This is a genomic window from Lactobacillus panisapium, from assembly GCF_019469265.1.
Taxonomy (GTDB): Bacteria; Bacillota; Bacilli; order Lactobacillales; family Lactobacillaceae; genus Lactobacillus; species Lactobacillus panisapium.
In genome coordinates, this window is the sequence record NZ_CP048268.1 from 1,158,608 (window position 1) to 1,176,082 (window position 17,475).

The 17,475-nt window shown below is 35.5% G+C and carries 23 protein-coding genes and 1 other annotated feature; of the genes, 8 read left to right on the top strand and 15 right to left on the bottom strand.

Annotation, left to right across the window (positions count from 1 at the left end):
- Positions 1-10: 10 nt before the first annotated feature.
- The 3 genes from dhaK to GYM71_RS05465 form a co-directional block, all read right to left on the bottom strand.
- Complete coding sequence (gene dhaK / locus GYM71_RS05455; protein ID WP_220219722.1) at positions 11-1,006, bottom strand: dihydroxyacetone kinase subunit DhaK; 996 nt, start codon at positions 1,004-1,006, stop codon at positions 11-13.
- 111 nt (positions 1,007-1,117) lie between these two features.
- On the bottom strand, positions 1,118-1,600 hold the full coding sequence (locus GYM71_RS05460; RefSeq protein WP_220219723.1) for a nitroreductase family protein: 483 nt from the start codon (positions 1,598-1,600) through the stop codon (positions 1,118-1,120).
- 43 nt (positions 1,601-1,643) lie between these two features.
- Positions 1,644-2,405: an SLAP domain-containing protein gene (locus tag GYM71_RS05465; RefSeq protein WP_220219724.1), complete on the bottom strand. Its 762-nt coding sequence runs from the start codon at positions 2,403-2,405 to the stop codon at positions 1,644-1,646.
- Between the two features lie 207 nt (positions 2,406-2,612).
- Between GYM71_RS05465 and GYM71_RS05470 the strand changes: the two genes are divergently transcribed.
- Together GYM71_RS05470 and GYM71_RS05475 are read left to right on the top strand one after the other, a co-directional pair.
- Positions 2,613-3,467 (top strand): glycosyltransferase family 8 protein, encoded by an 855-nt coding sequence (locus GYM71_RS05470; RefSeq protein WP_220219725.1) that lies wholly within the window; start codon positions 2,613-2,615, stop codon positions 3,465-3,467.
- Positions 3,468-3,624: 157 nt separating this feature from the next.
- A complete protein-coding gene (locus GYM71_RS05475) occupies positions 3,625-3,906 on the top strand; it encodes an HU family DNA-binding protein (RefSeq protein WP_220219726.1) in 282 nt (93 codons plus the stop codon).
- A gap of 62 nt (positions 3,907-3,968) precedes the next feature.
- Here GYM71_RS05475 and GYM71_RS05480 read toward each other — a convergent pair whose 3' ends face one another.
- The 5 genes from GYM71_RS05480 to GYM71_RS05500 form a co-directional block, all read right to left on the bottom strand.
- Positions 3,969-4,670, bottom strand: a complete 702-nt coding sequence (locus GYM71_RS05480) for a methionine ABC transporter permease (protein ID WP_220219727.1) — start codon at positions 4,668-4,670, stop codon at positions 3,969-3,971.
- Positions 4,663-5,724 carry a methionine ABC transporter ATP-binding protein gene (locus GYM71_RS05485; RefSeq protein ID WP_220219728.1) on the bottom strand — a complete coding sequence of 354 codons (1,062 nt, stop codon included), beginning with the start codon at positions 5,722-5,724 and terminating at the stop codon, positions 4,663-4,665. The genes GYM71_RS05480 and GYM71_RS05485 overlap by 8 nt, the downstream gene beginning before the upstream one ends.
- A 29-nt stretch (positions 5,725-5,753) precedes the next feature.
- Positions 5,754-6,611, bottom strand: a complete 858-nt coding sequence (locus GYM71_RS05490) for a MetQ/NlpA family ABC transporter substrate-binding protein (RefSeq protein WP_103751708.1) — start codon at positions 6,609-6,611, stop codon at positions 5,754-5,756.
- A 44-nt stretch (positions 6,612-6,655) separates the two neighbouring features.
- Positions 6,656-6,896 (bottom strand) — a binding site (T-box leader).
- Positions 6,897-6,955: 59 nt separating this feature from the next.
- Positions 6,956-7,147, bottom strand: coding sequence for a hypothetical protein (locus GYM71_RS05495; RefSeq protein WP_127326205.1), 192 nt, complete (start codon positions 7,145-7,147; stop codon positions 6,956-6,958).
- The gene (locus GYM71_RS05500; protein WP_220219729.1) at positions 7,089-7,658 is read right to left on the bottom strand and encodes a dihydrofolate reductase; all 570 of its coding nucleotides are present in this window, start codon (positions 7,656-7,658) and stop codon (positions 7,089-7,091) included. The genes GYM71_RS05495 and GYM71_RS05500 overlap by 59 nt, the downstream gene beginning before the upstream one ends.
- Before the next feature lie 194 nt (positions 7,659-7,852).
- Between GYM71_RS05500 and GYM71_RS05505 the strand changes: the two genes are divergently transcribed.
- Positions 7,853-8,164: a TipAS antibiotic-recognition domain-containing protein gene (locus tag GYM71_RS05505; protein WP_220219730.1), complete on the top strand. Its 312-nt coding sequence runs from the start codon at positions 7,853-7,855 to the stop codon at positions 8,162-8,164.
- A 42-nt stretch (positions 8,165-8,206) separates the two neighbouring features.
- On the opposite strand, the gene pnuC is transcribed toward GYM71_RS05505, so the two are convergent.
- From pnuC to GYM71_RS05535, 6 genes are all read right to left on the bottom strand, one after another.
- Positions 8,207-8,920, bottom strand: a complete 714-nt coding sequence (gene pnuC, locus GYM71_RS05510) for a nicotinamide riboside transporter PnuC (protein WP_220219731.1) — start codon at positions 8,918-8,920, stop codon at positions 8,207-8,209.
- Between the two features lie 95 nt (positions 8,921-9,015).
- Positions 9,016-10,170 (bottom strand): cation:proton antiporter, encoded by a 1,155-nt coding sequence (locus tag GYM71_RS05515; RefSeq protein ID WP_220219732.1) that lies wholly within the window; start codon positions 10,168-10,170, stop codon positions 9,016-9,018.
- 133 nt (positions 10,171-10,303) lie between these two features.
- Positions 10,304-10,711, bottom strand: a complete 408-nt coding sequence (locus GYM71_RS05520) for a MerR family transcriptional regulator (RefSeq protein WP_220219733.1) — start codon at positions 10,709-10,711, stop codon at positions 10,304-10,306.
- Between the two features lie 14 nt (positions 10,712-10,725).
- Positions 10,726-11,571: an aldo/keto reductase gene (locus GYM71_RS05525; protein ID WP_220219734.1), complete on the bottom strand. Its 846-nt coding sequence runs from the start codon at positions 11,569-11,571 to the stop codon at positions 10,726-10,728.
- 99 nt (positions 11,572-11,670) lie between these two features.
- Entirely contained in the window at positions 11,671-11,994 is a 324-nt protein-coding gene (locus GYM71_RS05530; RefSeq protein ID WP_220219735.1) for an AzlD domain-containing protein, read from the bottom strand.
- Complete coding sequence (locus GYM71_RS05535; RefSeq protein WP_220219736.1) at positions 11,981-12,688, bottom strand: AzlC family ABC transporter permease; 708 nt, start codon at positions 12,686-12,688, stop codon at positions 11,981-11,983. The genes GYM71_RS05530 and GYM71_RS05535 overlap by 14 nt, the downstream gene beginning before the upstream one ends.
- Positions 12,689-12,905: 217 nt before the next feature.
- On the opposite strand from GYM71_RS05535, the gene GYM71_RS05540 reads away from it, so the two are divergent.
- Positions 12,906-13,457, top strand: coding sequence for a helix-turn-helix domain-containing protein (locus tag GYM71_RS05540; protein WP_220219737.1), 552 nt, complete (start codon positions 12,906-12,908; stop codon positions 13,455-13,457).
- A gap of 114 nt (positions 13,458-13,571) precedes the next feature.
- On the opposite strand, the gene GYM71_RS05545 is transcribed toward GYM71_RS05540, so the two are convergent.
- A complete protein-coding gene (locus GYM71_RS05545) occupies positions 13,572-13,961 on the bottom strand; it encodes a carboxymuconolactone decarboxylase family protein (protein ID WP_103751717.1) in 390 nt (129 codons plus the stop codon).
- 144 nt (positions 13,962-14,105) lie between these two features.
- Here GYM71_RS05545 and GYM71_RS05550 point away from each other — a divergent pair, with 144 nt between their 5' ends.
- The 4 genes from GYM71_RS05550 (at position 14,106) to GYM71_RS05565 (ending at position 17,463) form a co-directional block, all read left to right on the top strand.
- On the top strand, positions 14,106-14,462 hold the full coding sequence (locus GYM71_RS05550; RefSeq protein WP_220219738.1) for a MerR family transcriptional regulator: 357 nt from the start codon (positions 14,106-14,108) through the stop codon (positions 14,460-14,462).
- A gap of 147 nt (positions 14,463-14,609) precedes the next feature.
- Positions 14,610-14,969 (top strand): hypothetical protein, encoded by a 360-nt coding sequence (locus GYM71_RS05555; RefSeq protein ID WP_220219739.1) that lies wholly within the window; start codon positions 14,610-14,612, stop codon positions 14,967-14,969.
- 318 nt (positions 14,970-15,287) lie between these two features.
- Positions 15,288-15,959 (top strand): CPBP family intramembrane glutamic endopeptidase, encoded by a 672-nt coding sequence (locus tag GYM71_RS05560; protein WP_220219740.1) that lies wholly within the window; start codon positions 15,288-15,290, stop codon positions 15,957-15,959.
- Between the two features lie 175 nt (positions 15,960-16,134).
- Positions 16,135-17,463, top strand: coding sequence for an ABC transporter permease (locus GYM71_RS05565; RefSeq protein ID WP_220219741.1), 1,329 nt, complete (start codon positions 16,135-16,137; stop codon positions 17,461-17,463).
- Positions 17,464-17,475 lie beyond the last annotated feature (12 nt).

Consider the following 17,475-nt stretch of genomic DNA (forward strand, 5'->3'; position numbering starts at 1 on the left):
TCTCCTTAATTTACCAAGCAATAGTTTCAACCGGAGTATTTAAATACTCGAACCATTTGTCATCTTGAATTTCAAGCATAGTAAGTGAAATCCCGGCCATGTCCAAAGAGGTCATATAATTACCAACCTTGGTAAACACAGGCTTAAGGCCTCTCTCATTCAGCTGGTTGAATAAGTCATTAGTAAAAACGTATTGCTCCATTAGCGGAGTAGCACCCATGCCATTCACCAGCACAGCATACTTTTTAGCAGAATCTAACTTTAGTTCGTTATCAAGTTTTCCTAGCAATTCCTTTACTAATTCATTAGCAGGTTTAATCTTTTCAACCCGATAGCCTGGTTCTGAATGAATTCCAACCCCATACTCAATTTCATCATCTTTTAACGTAAAACCTGGTTTACCCGTTTCTGGATTGGTAGCAGCCGAAAGAGCCACAGCAATTGTTTTAATATTTGGCAAAACTTGCTTGGCCAGTTCTTCAATTTCTGCTAGACTAGCCCCATTTTGAGCAGCTGCACCTAAAATTTTGTGCATCAAAATTGTTCCCGCAACACCGCGGCGACCCTGCGTATAGGTGCTATTTTCAACCGCAATATCGTCATCGACAACAATAGATTTAACTTTGATATCTTCCATCTCCGCCATATCCATTGCCATTTCAAAGTTCATAACATCGCCCGAATAATTTTTGATGATTAGAAAAACACCGTTTCCATGGTCAGCCGCTTTAATTGCGGCATAAATCTGATCTGGTGTAGGCGATGTAAATACTTGTCCGCATACAGCTGCACTTAGCATTCCTTTTCCAACAAAGCCTGCATGGGTCGGTTCATGGCCTGATCCACCTCCACTAACTAGGCCTACTTTACCCGTCATTGATGCTTCATTCGCACGCACCAATGCATCAGTTTGCGGTATTCGCCGAATATATTGCGGATATGCCTTGCTCATCCCGCTAACCATTTCGTCAACGACATCGTTAGGATTATCAATAATCTTTTTCATTACCAAAAGCCTCCTTTTTAGTTAAATCAGTTATAAATCAATTATAGCAATAAGCGCTTTCATAAACTATTGCTGAAAACAAAAAAACGAAGATTGCTCTTCGTTTTCGCTTTATTTAATTAATACTTGGTATCGTTTAGATCGATCATCATCCGGATGTTCAGCTGCATGACCACATGCGACAATGACACTTGCCTCGTAATCATCAGAAATACCTAAGTCTGCTAGCAATTTGTCATCAGTATTGAGAATTCTCGCCGCATTCATTAAATAAACTGAACCTAAATTTAAATCTGCTGCTTCAATCATAATGTTTTCAGCCGCTACGGAAGCATCACGTTGACCAAACATACTATCTTTCTTTACGTTAATAACAAAAAGAAGTGGTGCCTCATAACAAGCATTCTTGGTTAAAGTTTCAATTCGCTCAAGAAGAGAAGTATCTTTCACGACAGTCATCCGCATGTCTTTTGCTTGGTGCATTCCACACGGAGCCGCCTGAAAAGCTGCAATCAACTTAGTAATATCTTCTTGATCAACTTTTTCATCAGTGTATTTCCTAATTGCTACTCTTTTAAAAACAGAATCAGACATTAGCTGCATCTCCTTTTTAAAATGATGACCTAAATTGATTTAATTATTGAGCTATAATTTTACTACTTTTATGATTCAAATTTTCCCATCTGATGTAGTATTTATCAGTAATTTGAACATACTTTTTACCGTGAATCTTCTTGGCACTAATGACCATTACAGTCTTACCTTTTTTAACATAAACGTTAGCCTTGCGAACGCCTTTACTATTATAAACGTAAGACTTCTTCTTTACCTTATATTGGACTGCCTTAAACAACTTAACGTTTCTAACGCTAATATATTGATTCTTCTTATTGTTAAAACCAATTAAAGATTTGCCATTCGGACTTGCAAGACCGGAAACAAGAATTATAGTGCCCTTCTTTAACTTGGAATTTTTCACACGTTTACCATCTTTATCATAAACATATGAATTTCTCGTTAATTTAGCATACTTACCCATTAATGATAATGCTTTAGAAGAATCTGCCGTATTTTTACTTGGCTTCTTAGAAGTATCATTGCCGGCTGCTGGCTTAGTTTGATCACCGGTTGTTGGTGTCTTAGCAGTGTCTTGGCCAGTTGTAGGCTTGGTTTGATCACCAGTTGTTGGTGTCTTGGCAGTATCTTGGCCAGTTGTAGGCTTAGTTTGATCACCACTTGTTGGCGTTGTCGGGGTTGTCGTAGACGTACCCTTAGAAGAATCGCTGTTAGTGGTTGGCACAGGTTGATTAGTTTCTGCTGCCAATACTGGAGCTGCTGCACTTAAACTAAGTGATAACGAAGCAGCACCAACTAAACCTAAAATTGTTTTTTTGTTCATATTTACACCTCATTAAAATATCTATTTGTTTCTATTTTACTACTTTATGCCAAATTTTTCCTGTTAAAACTTAAATGGATTATTCACGTGAATATTAATAAGAAATTTTTAGTTTAAACTTATCTTGCAATATCTTATAAGGAATTAAAAACGGTTTTGCTTTATACTATTTAGGGGAACAATATTTTTTAATTAAGGAAGGCTGACATGAAGCAGAAAAAAAGCGACACAATTGAAATTTTAGTTACAATTGACCAAAACTACATTAAGCCACTTGAAGTAATGATGTATTCAATGAAACTTAATAATATGGAGCAAAATTTTTGCATTTGGTTAATTCATGATAATATTGCGGATTCTGCTCTTCGTAACCTAACGAAATACGGTGAACAAATTGGCATGCAGGTCAAGACCGTGGCAATGAATAATAATATTATTTTTCCTGACTCACTGTTAAATTTACATGATTACCCAAAAGAAATGTATTTTAGGTTATTATCTGGTCAAGTTTTACCAGCTAGTTTGCATCGGGTACTCTACCTTGATCCTGATATTCTAGTAATCAACTCACTGAGAAAGCTGTGGGAATTGGATCTAGCTGGCAACATGTTTGCTGCTGCTGTTCATGAGGGCTTGACCGATATTATGAGTTCAATCAACAATATTCGGTTAGGCACGACCACCGGCTACTTTAATTCAGGCATCATGTTAATGGATCTTGATGAAATGCGTAAAAAAGTCAAAATCGAAGACATCACGGCAGCAATTGAGAAAAATCATGATACGCTTATTCTGCCGGATCAGGATATTCTCAACTACCTTTATGGTGAAGATATTTTAAAAATACCTGAAACGCTTTGGAACTATGATGCTCGCGCATACTCAGTTTATTTAGCTAGAAGTACTGGCGATTGTAATATCGAGTGGGTTATGGAAAATACTTCAATCTTACACTTTTGTGGCAAGCCTAAACCTTGGCAAAAAGAGAAACACTCGAGATTTAAAGCTCTCTATCTCAACTATCAGCAAATGACAAACCGCATCTTAATGCAGCAAAAATAAATACGATATTTAGCCTTTTTCTATTGATGGAGCCAAGAACTGTGCTAAAATATAAAAAGTTGCCGAATATCAAGCGACACAAAGCATTACGTAATTTGTGTATAGTTAATCGCAAATAAGTCCTGCTTAAAAAAATTTATAGAAAAGAGAAGAAAATATGGCTTCAATTAATAAATCTGAACTTACCAAAGAAGTTGCAGCAAAAACTGGTCTTAAGCAAAAAGACGCAGAAAAAGTTATTGATTCTTTAATCGAATCAATCAAGGACAACTTGGCTAAAGGTGAAAAGGTTCAAATTATCGGCTTTGGTTCATTCGAAGTTCGTGACCGTGCTGAAAGAAAAGGTAGAAACCCACAAACTGGTAAGACCTTAACCATTCCTGCAACCAAAGTGCCAGCTTTCAAACCAGGCAAGGCTTTAAAAGACGCTGTTAAATAATTTAATTACAAGCGAAAAAAACAACAAGCAAAATTTGCTTGTTGTTTTTTTGTTGTCCTATTCTACCTATTTTGGTGGTTCAATTTTTTAGCTAAAAAGTCACCGGTAATTTGCACAATAAAGATTAAGATAATAACTAGAACTGTGGCTGCAAAAGTCACATCGTTATCGAAACGCTGGTAGCCATAAGAAATGGCCGTATTACCTAAGCCACCGGACCCGATAGCACCAGCCATCGCGGTTAAGCCAATTAAGCTAATGATTGTCACTGTTGATACTCTAGCCAATTCTGAACGAGCTTCGTTTAAGTAGACATTAAAAATGATATCCCAGGTTGTTGCTCCTAAGCTTTGCGCTGCTTCAATTTTTCCGTGATCAACACTTTCTAAAGCCACCTGAACTTGACGAGCATAGAAGGGAAAAACTCCAAGTGATAATGGAACCAGTGCAGCATTCATACCGATCTGCGTTCCGACTATTAATTGGGTAAACGGAGCAATGAAGGCTAACAAAATAATAAACGGAATTGCCCGAAAAATTGAAACAATTTTATCACAAATATTAAACCAAAACTTATTTTGTCTAATTCCACCTTCTTTGGTTAAAACTAGAATTACTCCGAAGAGAATACCTAAAATGCCACCAAAGATTGCTGACCAAAAAGTCATAAATAAAGTTTGAAAAATACTAGTTCCCCAGCCAGTATCGCCGCCCCAGCCTAAGTTCACGACATTTGGAAAAATTTTACTAAACCAACTAATCATATAAATTCCCCTTTTCATTCAACCTAGTTACTGCTACTCCTTCTTCGGTTAAAAAGGCAACAGTCTGCTTCTGCTTATCGCTATCACCTTTGACCAAAACTAAAAGCGTACCGATTGGTTCATCATCTAGTAACTCGACGTTCCCATAAAGCATGCTAGTTTCGACACCAATCTGGCGGTAAAGGTCAATAATAATTGATTTGGTTACGTTAGCTAAACTATAAATAAGTTGGTAAATTGCTTCATGATCATTTAGCTTAGTTAAATTTAGCGACTCTAATGTGTTAATTACTTCTAGTGAGCCGCCTACAAAGCTCTTTGTTAAGCTGTTTTTCGGATGCAAGACTACATCACGTAGCGTACCGTTTTCAATGATTTTTCCTTGCTGCATTAAAGCAACTTTGTCACAAATCTTTTTAACTGCGCTCATTTCATGTGTAATCAAGACAATTGTAAGGTTGAGTTCTTCTTTTAATTTTTTCAGGAGGGTTAAAATCTGTTGGGTATTTTGCGGGTCAAGTGCACTAGTAGCTTCATCCGAAATGAGAATATCTGGTTCATTGGCTAAAGCACGTGCAATTGCAACCCTTTGCTGCTGCCCACCGGATAATTGAACCGGGTAAAAATCTGCCTTTTCCTTTAAATCAACTAATTCTAACAGTTTTAGGGATTTTTCCTCTATTTCCTTATCTTTTAAGCCAGAATGCTTTAAAGCAAAAGCAACATTTTCAACTACGGTAATTTCGTTAAGCAAGTTAAAGTTTTGAAAAATCATTCCGATTTTCCTACGCTCCAATTGCAGATTCTTGTTAGAAATCACCTGCTTACCGTCTTTGACAAAATCTGTGCCATTAACTTTAATGTTCCCAGCCGTTGGTTTTTGTAATAAATTAATTGTTCTAACTAAGGTTGACTTACCTGCCCCAGAAAAGCCAACAATACCGTAAATATCACCTTTTTCAACGGTTAGGCTGACATCATGGACTGCATGCACTATTTTTCTTTTTTTATCAGCGAAATCAACGTTGACATGTTGCAACTCAATAATACCCATTAAATTTTCTCCATTCACTTAAAAACTAATTAAAACTTGATGTCCCAAGCAGTTTTTTGCATGTCACCGTAATATTTCTTGTCTAAGCGCTTAGTTTCTTCGGTTTGGTAGGCCTTCACAACGGCGAGGTAATCTTTATTCTTCTCCTCACCTTTACGAGCACAGATGATGTTAACCCATTTTAATGAATCCTTGTTAACCGGCTCAACAAAGATTGTTTGTTTCTTACCTAAACCAGCGGGACGAGCAAAGTCATTATTAACAACTGCGGCATCAACTGAGTCAATTACCCGACCACATTGATCAGCATTTATTTCTTTAATTTTTAGGTTTTTAGGATTTTTCACAACGTCAGCAACAGTAGCTAATTCCTTGCCTTTACGCAGTTCAATTAAACCGGCATTTTTTAAAACAAAAAGTGCACGGGATTCGTTGCTGGCATCATTTGGAACTGCAATTGTAGCACCTTTTGGTAAGTCGCTCAGTTTGTGATATTTCTTGGAATATAATCTGATCGGATTAATTTCTGTGCGGCCAATTGCCACTACGCCGCCCTTATTCGCTTTATTCCACGCTTTCAAAAAGGCATAGTGCTGAAAGGCATTTAAGTCAATATCACCATTTTTAACGGCTTTATTTGGCTGGTTGTAATCGGTAAAGTTCTTCACTTTAACCGTTACACCGTATTTCTTTTTTGCAGTAGCCGCAACATGATTCCAAATATCTTCCTTTGGCTTAGTTTCACTAACTATTCCCACAGTAACCACATGGTTGCCACCCTTTTGACTATTATTAGGTTTGGGGCCAAAGCTAAACCACCCAATCACAATCACAACTAAAGCGACGATTACGCCGATAACAATATTTCTTGTCTTCTTCTTCGACATTACAGAACCTCCAAAGTTCAACAAAAAAAGCACTCATCCCTAAAAATAAGGACGAGTGCTTCGCGATACCACCTTTAATTTGTTTATTACTCACGTAATAAACCTCAATAGCTATCTATCAATAGCTTGCACAAATAACGGATGCAACTCCGCCGAAAGCTAAATATCACTAACGGTCATCATTTCAAGCCCATGTTCATTATTCCTTGTCTGCTAACTCTCACCAAAATGTTAGCTCTCTTTATCAACTTGGCAAATAACTACTCTGCTTTTCAAGATGTATTAATTATTTAATTGTTTATTAATTTAGCACCTAGTTTTAGTTCTGTCAACCACGTTTAAAATTATTTTTGCTGATGCTTGTGAAAATTCTGATATTGATCCCAATTATCACGCGCGACCACAAAGGTAATGATTGCCATGCCAATTACTTGCCACCATAAGTTAGGATTGATCATTTCAGCTTGAATAATACTATTAACAAGGATCAGGATACTGATCACTAAAACGATTACGCTTATGATCATCTTCTTCATTTCGTTTCTCCTTTCTAGCATAAGTTAAAAATTCATATGAATATTTATTTTGATCATCAGGTAAATGAGTCTCTTTTTTTATTAACTCAAATTGCGAATAGTCAATGGTCGGCATAATCGTATCACCAGCAAAAACAGCTTTTATTTCCGTCTTTTCTAAATAATCTACTTGCTTTTTCAATGCTTGGAAAACCGATGTACCCCCGATAACAAAAATCTTTTCATCTTGATGTGACTTAAGCCAATGCTTTAATTTATTTAACGAAGATAATATGACAACTTGGTTATTGTGATCAAATTTGTGTGCCACTTCGCAACTACTTGATAAAACAATATGTTGTCTATTAGGTAGCAGTCTAGGTAAGCTAGCAAAAGTTTTACGGCCCATAACGATTGGGTGACCAACTGTTAACTTTTTAAAATGTTCCAAATCCTTAGGTAAATACCAAGGTAAATGCCCATCTAGACCAATTTGATGTTTCTCATCCTCAGCCCACACAAAAATAATCATTAATGCACCTCTAGTTTTATTATACAGCTTTATTCTCGTTATTTATATCTTTTACCTTTAACTCGACCAATTAACGTAAAACAGCAAAAAATTAGCTAGGCAACAGCTTGTCAAAACCCTAAATTTATTTTTCCTGATTTAGCAGTATGCTATAGTAAAATAGTAAAAAGTATACAAGCATGAGGAGAAATGAAATGACTAAAAGTGCTGCAGATTTTTCAGATGAAAATTTTAACCGAATGAAAACAATTGAAGCGGATTTAGTCCGCAATTTACAAGAAGTTGTTAAAGACCCTAGCACAGAAAGTAAATTGAGTGATGCCATTTTCACAGATCATCAAAATTGGCTGAAAGTCATTATGCCAAACTATTCAACTGAAATTCATTTAGGAATTGTTAACGGCTATGAAAGTGATGAACGCTACCAATCATATTACGACGACAAGGCTGGTAAAGGGGCTACTAAGATACTAATTAAAATTGTCAAAGATCATTTGCAAAAATAAAAGGTGAAATCTTCTAATTAGAGGATCTCACCTTTTATTTTTTTAATGGAACCAACTAGTGTGCTTGTCAGTAAAAGCTAGCAGGTCATTACTTAAATATAGAATATACGTGAAAAATAACGTTAAATTTGCGTCACCCTGAAAAGCAGTAACACCCCACAGAATAATCGCAAAGATTCCTTGAATTGACCAAAAGTAGTACTGTTCCCGAAAACGAAACGTGCAAAGGACTGAGCCAGTGATGCCAATTGCACCGGCGATTGCATCAATCCATGGCCTTGGACTAATAAAGATTTTTGTGTCCATTAAGTAAAGCAGACCCGTTACCACGATAAAAAAGCAAACTGTATAAACCCACTTGGATAAATTGAGCCCCCTAATATGTTTTTCTGCATCTTTTGTCCAAGCTGGTAAAAATAGCACGGGCAAGTCTAATAGAAAAATATAGGCTGCCTGCAAAACAACATTGGCATAATTTTTAGCATATATCGAAACAATAATGTAAATAATTGATGATAATAAGCCCAATACACCGTTAATCGGTCTTGCATTAGTAATAGCCAACGTACACGTAAAGCCCATGATAGCTGCAATCATCGTCACAAACGCAATTAAATCAATTGGTGAGGAAATTGTCGTACCGATAATGACGCCGATCCCTAGCATCAATAGCATATAAGTTTTAAAGCTCCAACCACGCATTTGACTTACATACCATTTAATACTAAATAAATTATTATTAGGTTGAAATTTCATTAATACCGCCCTATCTATGTCTTTATTTGTGTGCAAACACGAAATCTATCATAGCATTTAATTCGTAAATCCAAAATTATTCTGACTTGAACAATTTATTGCTTATCTGTAAAAACTAGCTTTAATAAAAATGGGGCAATCAAAGTTGTTAAGATAATGACTCCCACCACTAATGAATAAGTAGTAGAAGTTAAAAAGTGCTTTTGCCTGCTAATCTGGGCAACAATCAAGGCCATTTCACCACGCGAAACCATTCCTGCCCCGATTTGAATTGAACTCAAAAAGGAAAAACCAGATAGTTTAGCACCAATACCAGCACCACCCCATTTAGATAAAATTGCACCAATTAAAAGTAGTACAAATAACCCAATATTTTGCCAGATTCCAGTTAACGTCATCTCAAGTCCAATACTGATGAAAAAAAGCGGAATAAAAAAGCCATAGCCAATGGTCGTAAAATTTTCTTGCAGTTTCGCTTTTTCATTTAACTGGCTAAAAGCAAGTCCGACAAAAAAGGCACCAATCACATCGCTTAAGCCAACAAATTCTGCACCAAAAGATGCTACTAAAATCATAACTAATAACAAAAGGACGTTAGCTGCCGGCACAGTAATCTTAGTCCACAATTTAACCAACCTTGGTGCTAGCCAAAAACTACCAATGATTAGTACTATTAAATAGCCTATCTGACAAAATATGTGCCATGCTAATTCATATTTTGCTGTAGTTACTGGCCTTTGCGTGTTAAACAAACTGCTTGCGATGCTTAACAACAAGATTGATAGTATGTCATCAACTACAGCCGCGCCGAGAATGGTCATCCCTTCCTTACTTCTAAGACAACCTAATTCCTGTAAAACAGCCACAGAAATTGAGACTGATGTCGCCGCAAAAATTAATCCCAAATAAAGACAATCAATTGGCGCAAAAGCAAACAATAATCCTGTTAAATAAGCAACAATTATTGGTACAATCATTCCCATCAGTGCCACAAGCAAACTGGGGTACCAAAGCTTTTTTAAAATAGTCAAATCACTTTCAAGGCCAGCTAAAAACATCAGCAAGATAACGCCAATTTCCGCTAAATTTTTAATTAGTGAAGTTGGTCTGACCCAATTTAAAAATGCCGGACCAAGGATGACACCTGCAATTAATTGGCCAATCACGGCAGGCAGCTTACTCCTTACGCTAATTTGCCCACCGATTAGGGCGAATAATAAGATTAAAATTACTAGTTTTATTTGTTCCATTTTTCCTTCAACTTTCACACAAAAAAGACTTCCAAGAAGTTACCTAGGCAACCCAAACCTAGGAACAATTCTTGAAAGTCTTGAACTCCAACCGAAAATTTTTTAATTTTTTAATTATTATAACGAAAGAAACTTAATTTTGTAAATCCTTTTTTGCTTTTCCTTCATAAGCCAATTTTTCATTTTCATAAGTAAGCAGCTGATCATCAAAATGTGTGACTTTAAAATCAAGGTAATCAATCGCTTTTTGTAAGTTCATTGCTTGCTTTTTTAGTTCTTTTAGCTGAGACACAAGTAGTTTTTTACGCTCTTTAGGTGGCTGTTTTTGCTGATATTTAGCCACAAATTCTTGCAGTCTTTTAACCGAAACACCAGCTTGACGTAAAGCTTTAATGTAAAAAATCCAATTTTGATCATATTCGCTATATTCACGATAGCCGTTAGTGTCCCGCCTAACTGCTGGTATTAAACCGCATTTCTCCCAATAGCGTAGTGTATCCTTTGATAAATTAAACTGGGAGCTAACTTCATTAATATTCAAAAAATCTCCTCACATCAGCGAATCATATTATAAATACGTTCAACCGCAGCCGGATCGCGATGATCAAAAAATTGGCTTTGTCGTTTATCTAACCCGTTGATTTTGGTCATTTCTTGATCAGTTAAAGTAAAATCAAAAATATTACTATTTTCCACAATTCGCTCACGATGAACAGATTTTGGAATAACAACTATTTTTCTCTGAATTAGCCATCTTAAAATCACCTGTCCCACCGATTTATGGTGACTCAATCCAATTTCTTGTAGAAGTGGGTTACTAAAAATCTGGTTTTTCCCTTCTGCAAATGGTGCCCAAGCTTCTGGCTGAATTGCTTTGTCTTGCAAGAATTTAACAGCATCTTGTTGTTGCATCCAAGGATTAATCTCAATTTGATTAACGGCTGGTCGTACGTGATTATACAAAGCCAAATCCCAAATTCGGTCAGGTTCAAAATTCGATACACCAATTGCACGACTCATCCCAGATTCATATGCTTCTTCCATTGCACGCCAAGAGCCGTAAACATCACCATAAGGTTGATGAATTAAGTATAAATCAAGATAATCTAACTGCAACTTTTTTAATGATTCATTGATTGCTCTTTTAGTGGCTTCATATCCTGTGTCCTGGACCCATAATTTAGTAGTAACAAAAATATCTGATCTTGTTATTCCGCTCTTCTTAATTGCTCGTCCTACTGCTTCTTCATTTCCATATGAGCTAGCTGTATCAATTAGCCTGTAACCTGCATCCAATGCTGTCAAGACAGCCTTTTCTGCCTCCTTATTGTCAGTAATTTGGAAAACACCAAAGCCTAAAAGCGGCATTTCAATTCCATTGTTTAATTTAACTGTTTCCATGCGTATTCCTCAATCAACTATGTTTAATAATTTTGCAGTTATTATAAACCTTGGAGTGCAGACCAATGCAAGAGGAGTAAAAAGTATTCCCAATGTGGCTCAGATTAAACGTAATAAGGCCAACGAAATTACGCCCACCAAAACGATTACCAATAACGATTTACTAATTAAGGCAACAATAAAGGTGGGTAGTGATGCCAAAACATAATCCACATTAACTTTGGGAAGATGTCCTAGACTTGGCGTAAATAAACTACTAAACCAAAGAGATGCCATGATTACAATTGGTACAAATGATAGAAATTCAACTATTATTTTAGGTAAAGTAAATTTTTTTAATAAAACAAATGGCAAAATTCGCGATAGCCAAGTGGCAATTCCGCAGCCAATAATTGTTAACATTGTGTAGTTAGAAAAAGACATGTTTCACTACCATCCCCAATATGCACCCTAAAATTGTCACCACAAGAATAACTAACTGTTCAGGTAAAATAATCATGCATAAGTAAGTTAAAACCATTGTTATCAAGACTACTGTCACCTGTAAAGCTTGTTTCATTTTTTTATCACTAATTATCTGTAGGTACAATAAACCAATAAACATTGCTACAATGGCAAAATCTAAGCCCAATCTTTGCGGATTGGTAATTAAGCCCCCGAGAAATGCACCTAAAGCAGTTGCAATTACCCAAGTCAAATACGAAATAGTATTAGTCGTATTCTGCCAGGTAAAAGTCAGCCGATCGCCTGTATAGTTTAATTTGTTCACCCCAAGTGCAAAACTTTCATCAGTCAGCAAGGTGCCGATGGCTATTCCCTTACCTACACTATCTTTTTTAAAATATGGTGCCAATGTAGTGCTCATTAAAATCATTCTGGAATTAATCAGAAAGGTCGCTAGGATGATTGACAAAATCGGGCTCCCTGCCGCAAGCATACTTACTGTAGTAAACTGGGCGGATCCGGCATAAATAATAATTGACATTAAGCAAACTGTTAAGATTGAAAATCCACTCGCGCGGCCAATGATGCCAAAAGCAGCAGCAATTCCTAAATAGCCAAATACTGTTGGGATTGTTTCAACAAATGCGGCATGTCTTGATAAAGAGTTATCCATCTACTCATCTACCTTTCCCTTTTTCTTAAAAACTATTTGCATAAAATAGTGTAAACTAGGTTTAACTAGCAAAATTATTTGAACCTAAGCAAAAGCAAGTTTAATTTGCTACAATAATCTTTTGTTCAATATATAATAATTATGTTCAATATATTAGATTTAACAAAGTTTACGACGAACTTTAGATAAAGTCAATTACTTTTTAAGGAGAAGCTAATTGGAAATTAATCAGATTATTGCCCACAATGTTAAGTTTTACCGGCTTAAAGCCGGACTAAATATTAGTCAGCTAGCGGAAGCTGCGGGTATTAGTAAAAGTATGCTCTCACAAATAGAAGGTGGAACAACTAATCCGACAATCAACACAATCTGGAAGATTTGTGCTGGACTTAATATTCCCTATACTCTTCTTTTAGAAGATTCTGACCTTAATAAACCAACAATTATTCAAAAAAGTAAAATTCTGCAGCAACATTCCGCCGATGGTCATTACCGGATTTTTAATTATTTTCCCCAATCAGTTCATCGACGCTTTGAGCTTTTTCAAATGGAGCTAGATCCACATTCACAATATAAATCTGTTGGGCATTCATCAAATTCCGAAGAATATGTAATGGTAATAGCCGGAACATTATGGATTACGGTCAATAATCAGAAAAATCTGTTGAAAAAAGATGACACCATCTTCTTTAATCCAACCAATCCCCATATCTACTCCAATGAAACTAATGTAATCGCAAAGGCCGTTATTATTAATAATTATTACTAATTTATTTACAAATCTTGTTTTAAGAACTATCTAAAAGAAAAATCACTTCTGATAATGAAGTGATTTTTTTACTTGTATATTTTTTGGTTCTAGTTTTAGTTGATAATTAAAATTTTACTTTCCTTGTTCGTCACGGTCTTTAAATACTTGTTTAGCTACATTAACAGCATTTAAAACTTTAGGAAAGCCAACATAAGGAATGGCTTGGATGAAAGTCTCAATTACTTCTTCTCTAGTTAATCCAACATTTAAAGCACCATTGATGTGAACGTTTAATTGTGGTGCAGTATCGCCTTGTGAAAGCAAACTAGTAATAGTAATCATTTCTCTTTGCTTTAAGTCTAAAACACCACGATCATAAATATCGCCAAATGCGAATTCAATAATGTATTTACCAACATCTTCTGGCAAACCTGCTAATGAATCAATGACTGCTTGACCAGCTTCTTGATCAACTTTAGCTAAATTCTTTAAACCAGTTTCGTAACGATTATTTTCTGCCATGTTATTCTCCTTTTCGCTAATTCAAATTACTGCTATAGAATAAATGCTGGAGTATACTCCACGTCAACCACTTTTTTTAGGTTGACACAAAAAAAGTTGAATGTAATTATTATCTTAAAAAACAGATGAGAAGAGATAAATATTATGCAATATTCTATTGGTCAATTTTCTAAATTATGTGGTCTGTCGATTGATACGCTGCGATATTACGAAAAGCAGGGATTAATATTTTCAAGCCGCGACAGAAACAACCGTCGTGTATATACAGATAAAGATATCAACTGGGTCAAGTTTATTCTTAGACTGAAGAAAACCGGCATGAGTATTAAAAAAATGCAGGAATACGCCAAATTGCGTTACCAGGGTGACGAAACAATTCCACAAAGGTTGGTCCTTCTTTTTGAACAATTGGATTTATTGCATCAAGAACAGGATCAACTCAATGAAGATATTAAATTTATTGAACATAAAATCAAAATTTATCTTGGACTAGCTAAATGATAAAAGAGTAATAAATCTGCTCTTGTCTAAATTCGATAATAGTGCAAATATATCAATATAGCTTTAGTTTGACTGCAACTAAGATTAAGTATCGGCAAACTATTGTTTATAACAAGATAATATTAGTAATTAAATTAGGAGGTCTATATGAAACGGAAATCTTTACTAATGTCATTTTTAGTCATTTTTGGCGTTTTGTTATCCCTGAATGTTTTTGGGCGAAACGTTCAGGCAAAATATTGGAAAGAATATTACTTTAAGCCGCGCGAGGTCAGAGTAATTAAGCCAGTCAAAATTTATAAAATGAAAATTGCTTATCCATTATATAAGACCCATGCGGTTGCTTCCAAAATACTGCGAAAAGGTCAAAAAGTTCATATTCGTGATGTTGCTAGTTACGAATGGCTGGTAACTCATAAGGGTTGGGCTAACGGCTATTTTAAAGCTCATGGTAAATATTTCTGGCAATGTCCGAAAGCTAAGGGCTGGTATAAATTAGTCAGATAGATTACTACTGAAAATAAAGAGCGTTTGTAGACACTCTTTATTTTTATAGCTAGGTCTTTTAAGAAAAGTGAATGTAATTACTTTAAAAGCACATTCTTTGGACAGCTAGCCCGATTTAGGTATATGTCCCATGTCTTGGGAAAAAAGTGGTTTTTACAAACAAGACCTAGGAAATATTTGACCTATTTCAAGTGAGTAGTCATTGTGGCTATGAGTTTAGTCAAAATATTAGCGATAATTAAAAATCTTTTTGAAGATTTAATCGAGTTGTCTGAACTTTTAGGCATCTTTAAATATAAGTAAGGAACATCTGGCATTATGAAGCAACTAGGAAAAATAACTTTATCTTTATTAAAAGCCATTGGTTTCTTTATCTGGTTTCTGTTCTCCTTTATTTTTATGGAGGCGCCAACACTTGCATATATAATATGTGACAATGAAACAAGGAACAATGTCAATATTTGGCACCATGTATTGGTTCTGATAATTGGCTGTCTAGTTGGTTTTGTGTCTGTTTATCCGCTTTATAAAAAAGTTAACGGCACGCCGATCTGGTCAATCAAACTAAGCATAAAAAATCTACTGATTTCCTTCGGTTTTGCAATATTGTCACTTTCTATCCAAGTGTTAATTGGAAATATTGTGAATGTAGGCAATACAGACGATGACTTAATTAGATTACTTCACACTCAACTAGGCGCGATTGTTTTTTTCACCTTGGTTATATCGGGTCCTATATTTGAATCATTGCTATTTCAAGGTAGCTTACAAGGTGGGATCTTCAAAAAGCTTAATCCTTGGCTAGCAGTTCTTCTCACTAGTCTGCTTTTTGCTTTTGCCCATGGAAACATGCTCTCATGGGCAACTTTGCAAATATTTTTTACTGTGTTAAGTTACTCACTAGTATATTTAATAACTAAAGACATTAAAATGGCTATTTTTTGTCATGGCTTACTGAATTTAATTATTTGGATATTCAGATTTTTTTGATGTAAAAGCTAAAGAAAAAAATATTTATAAGCAAAAGGGCTGAACCAGCTAGTTCACCCTTTTTTGCTTTCCCCAAAAAATCTTTTTGTTCAATAAAAAGCAAGTACTTGCTTGCATTAAAAAATTAAAGATGCTATTCTACACCAAACACAAAATAAAAAGTGAGGTTAAAATTATGAATTTCAAAAAATTTATCAGCAGTCGCGGAACTGTAATTGCACTGTTGATTACCGTTATTTTTGGTGGACTAGTATTCTGGATATATGATTCAGGGTATAAGAATATGCCAAGCAAGATTAAAGAATTGCCTATCGAAATTATTAATCAAGACCCTGACAGCAAGGACCTGGCTGAAAATATTAAAGCTAAAGCTCCGTTCAAACATGTAAAAATTAGTTCTGATCTCAAAAAAGGAAAACAGAATCTAGATCAGCGAAAGAGTTACCTGCTGATAGCAATTCCAGCACACTTCAAGCACAACCTTTTACATGGCAAAAACGTTAAAGTAAAATTTTATCTTAATGATTCAAACCAAATGTCGGTAAGCAGTTCTTTGAATGCGGTAGCCAATAAAATGGGCCAAGAAATTGACAAGAAAATACAAGTTCAAAGTCAGACAATTAAAATAGCCAAGCCACAGCTAGCTAAATTGCAATTAGAGCTAAATAAGCAAAAGGCAAACGCAGAAATTGAAATAAATACTGCTCGACGCTCAATTGCTCAAGCACCCAAACAAATGCAGCCAGCTTTAATTAAAAAGCTAAAAACGCAAACCGCTTCTAGACAAAAACAAGTAGTAAAGAAGGCTTTGAAGCAAAAGCAGCAAATCATTTCTCAAAGCAAGCAAAAGGCACTAGCACAACAGAGTAAAACTTCTTCTTTTACTATTCAGCACCGCAATTCTGTTCCGAAGGGTTTAAACAATGCCCTAGCCCCTTTCTTTATCAACATCACACTTAATTTAGGAACGCTCATGGGAGCACTACTTCTTTATGGTGTATATGCTAAATTTGCGTCTAAAATCGGCCGGTGGAAGTCATTTGCATATTTGGAATGTACTTATTTACTGATAGCATTTTTAGCGAGCCTAATTGTGAGTGCGATTGATCTTAAAATTTTACCAGGATCCATGGCAAATTATTCGAACATCATGTTTGGCCATACATTGGCAATTTTCCTTTACTACAACTTCAACACAATAGCACTTCTACTATTAGGACAAATCGGAACTCCGATTAATATTATTTTGACAATGATTCAAGTCGTTTCAGGAGCCGGAATTATTCCACTGATTGGAATGAATTCTTTCTTTAATCTTGTTCATTACATATCCCCGGTATACTACGGTATTCAGTCTGACCTTAATTTCCTCTATGGAGGGACATTTTCTTCGGAGCAACAAATCGGCTTTTGGCTACTCATGGTAGGAATCTTGTTAGTTAATATGATAATTGTTACAATAAGACACAAGCAACCAACGTTAAAATTTGATGAATTAAGTTAAGGCAGGTGATCA

What these genes read in the sequence shown, in the direction of transcription:
- GYM71_RS05550 (WP_220219738.1), top strand. Translation starts at nt 14,106, where the DNA reads ATGCAATATTCTATTGGTCAATTTTCTAAATTATGTGGTCTGTCGATT.
- GYM71_RS05460 (WP_220219723.1), bottom strand. Translation starts at nt 1,600, where the DNA reads ATGTCTGATTCTGTTTTTAAAAGAGTAGCAATTAGGAAATACACTGAT.
- GYM71_RS05480 (WP_220219727.1), bottom strand. Translation starts at nt 4,670, where the DNA reads ATGATTAGTTGGTTTAGTAAAATTTTTCCAAATGTCGTGAACTTAGGC.
- GYM71_RS05500 (WP_220219729.1), bottom strand. Translation starts at nt 7,658, where the DNA reads ATGATTATTTTTGTGTGGGCTGAGGATGAGAAACATCAAATTGGTCTA.
- GYM71_RS05485 (WP_220219728.1), bottom strand. Translation starts at nt 5,724, where the DNA reads ATGGGTATTATTGAGTTGCAACATGTCAACGTTGATTTCGCTGATAAA.
- dhaK (WP_220219722.1), bottom strand. Translation starts at nt 1,006, where the DNA reads ATGAAAAAGATTATTGATAATCCTAACGATGTCGTTGACGAAATGGTT.
- GYM71_RS05470 (WP_220219725.1), top strand. Translation starts at nt 2,613, where the DNA reads ATGAAGCAGAAAAAAAGCGACACAATTGAAATTTTAGTTACAATTGAC.
- GYM71_RS05530 (WP_220219735.1), bottom strand. Translation starts at nt 11,994, where the DNA reads ATGTCTTTTTCTAACTACACAATGTTAACAATTATTGGCTGCGGAATT.
- GYM71_RS05560 (WP_220219740.1), top strand. Translation starts at nt 15,288, where the DNA reads ATGAAGCAACTAGGAAAAATAACTTTATCTTTATTAAAAGCCATTGGT.
- GYM71_RS05490 (WP_103751708.1), bottom strand. Translation starts at nt 6,611, where the DNA reads ATGTCGAAGAAGAAGACAAGAAATATTGTTATCGGCGTAATCGTCGCT.
- GYM71_RS05535 (WP_220219736.1), bottom strand. Translation starts at nt 12,688, where the DNA reads ATGGATAACTCTTTATCAAGACATGCCGCATTTGTTGAAACAATCCCA.
- GYM71_RS05545 (WP_103751717.1), bottom strand. Translation starts at nt 13,961, where the DNA reads ATGGCAGAAAATAATCGTTACGAAACTGGTTTAAAGAATTTAGCTAAA.
- GYM71_RS05515 (WP_220219732.1), bottom strand. Translation starts at nt 10,170, where the DNA reads ATGGAACAAATAAAACTAGTAATTTTAATCTTATTATTCGCCCTAATC.
- GYM71_RS05505 (WP_220219730.1), top strand. Translation starts at nt 7,853, where the DNA reads ATGACTAAAAGTGCTGCAGATTTTTCAGATGAAAATTTTAACCGAATG.
- GYM71_RS05495 (WP_127326205.1), bottom strand. Translation starts at nt 7,147, where the DNA reads ATGAAGAAGATGATCATAAGCGTAATCGTTTTAGTGATCAGTATCCTG.
- GYM71_RS05565 (WP_220219741.1), top strand. Translation starts at nt 16,135, where the DNA reads ATGAATTTCAAAAAATTTATCAGCAGTCGCGGAACTGTAATTGCACTG.
- GYM71_RS05525 (WP_220219734.1), bottom strand. Translation starts at nt 11,571, where the DNA reads ATGGAAACAGTTAAATTAAACAATGGAATTGAAATGCCGCTTTTAGGC.
- GYM71_RS05555 (WP_220219739.1), top strand. Translation starts at nt 14,610, where the DNA reads ATGAAACGGAAATCTTTACTAATGTCATTTTTAGTCATTTTTGGCGTT.
- GYM71_RS05465 (WP_220219724.1), bottom strand. Translation starts at nt 2,405, where the DNA reads ATGAACAAAAAAACAATTTTAGGTTTAGTTGGTGCTGCTTCGTTATCA.
- GYM71_RS05475 (WP_220219726.1), top strand. Translation starts at nt 3,625, where the DNA reads ATGGCTTCAATTAATAAATCTGAACTTACCAAAGAAGTTGCAGCAAAA.
- pnuC (WP_220219731.1), bottom strand. Translation starts at nt 8,920, where the DNA reads ATGAAATTTCAACCTAATAATAATTTATTTAGTATTAAATGGTATGTA.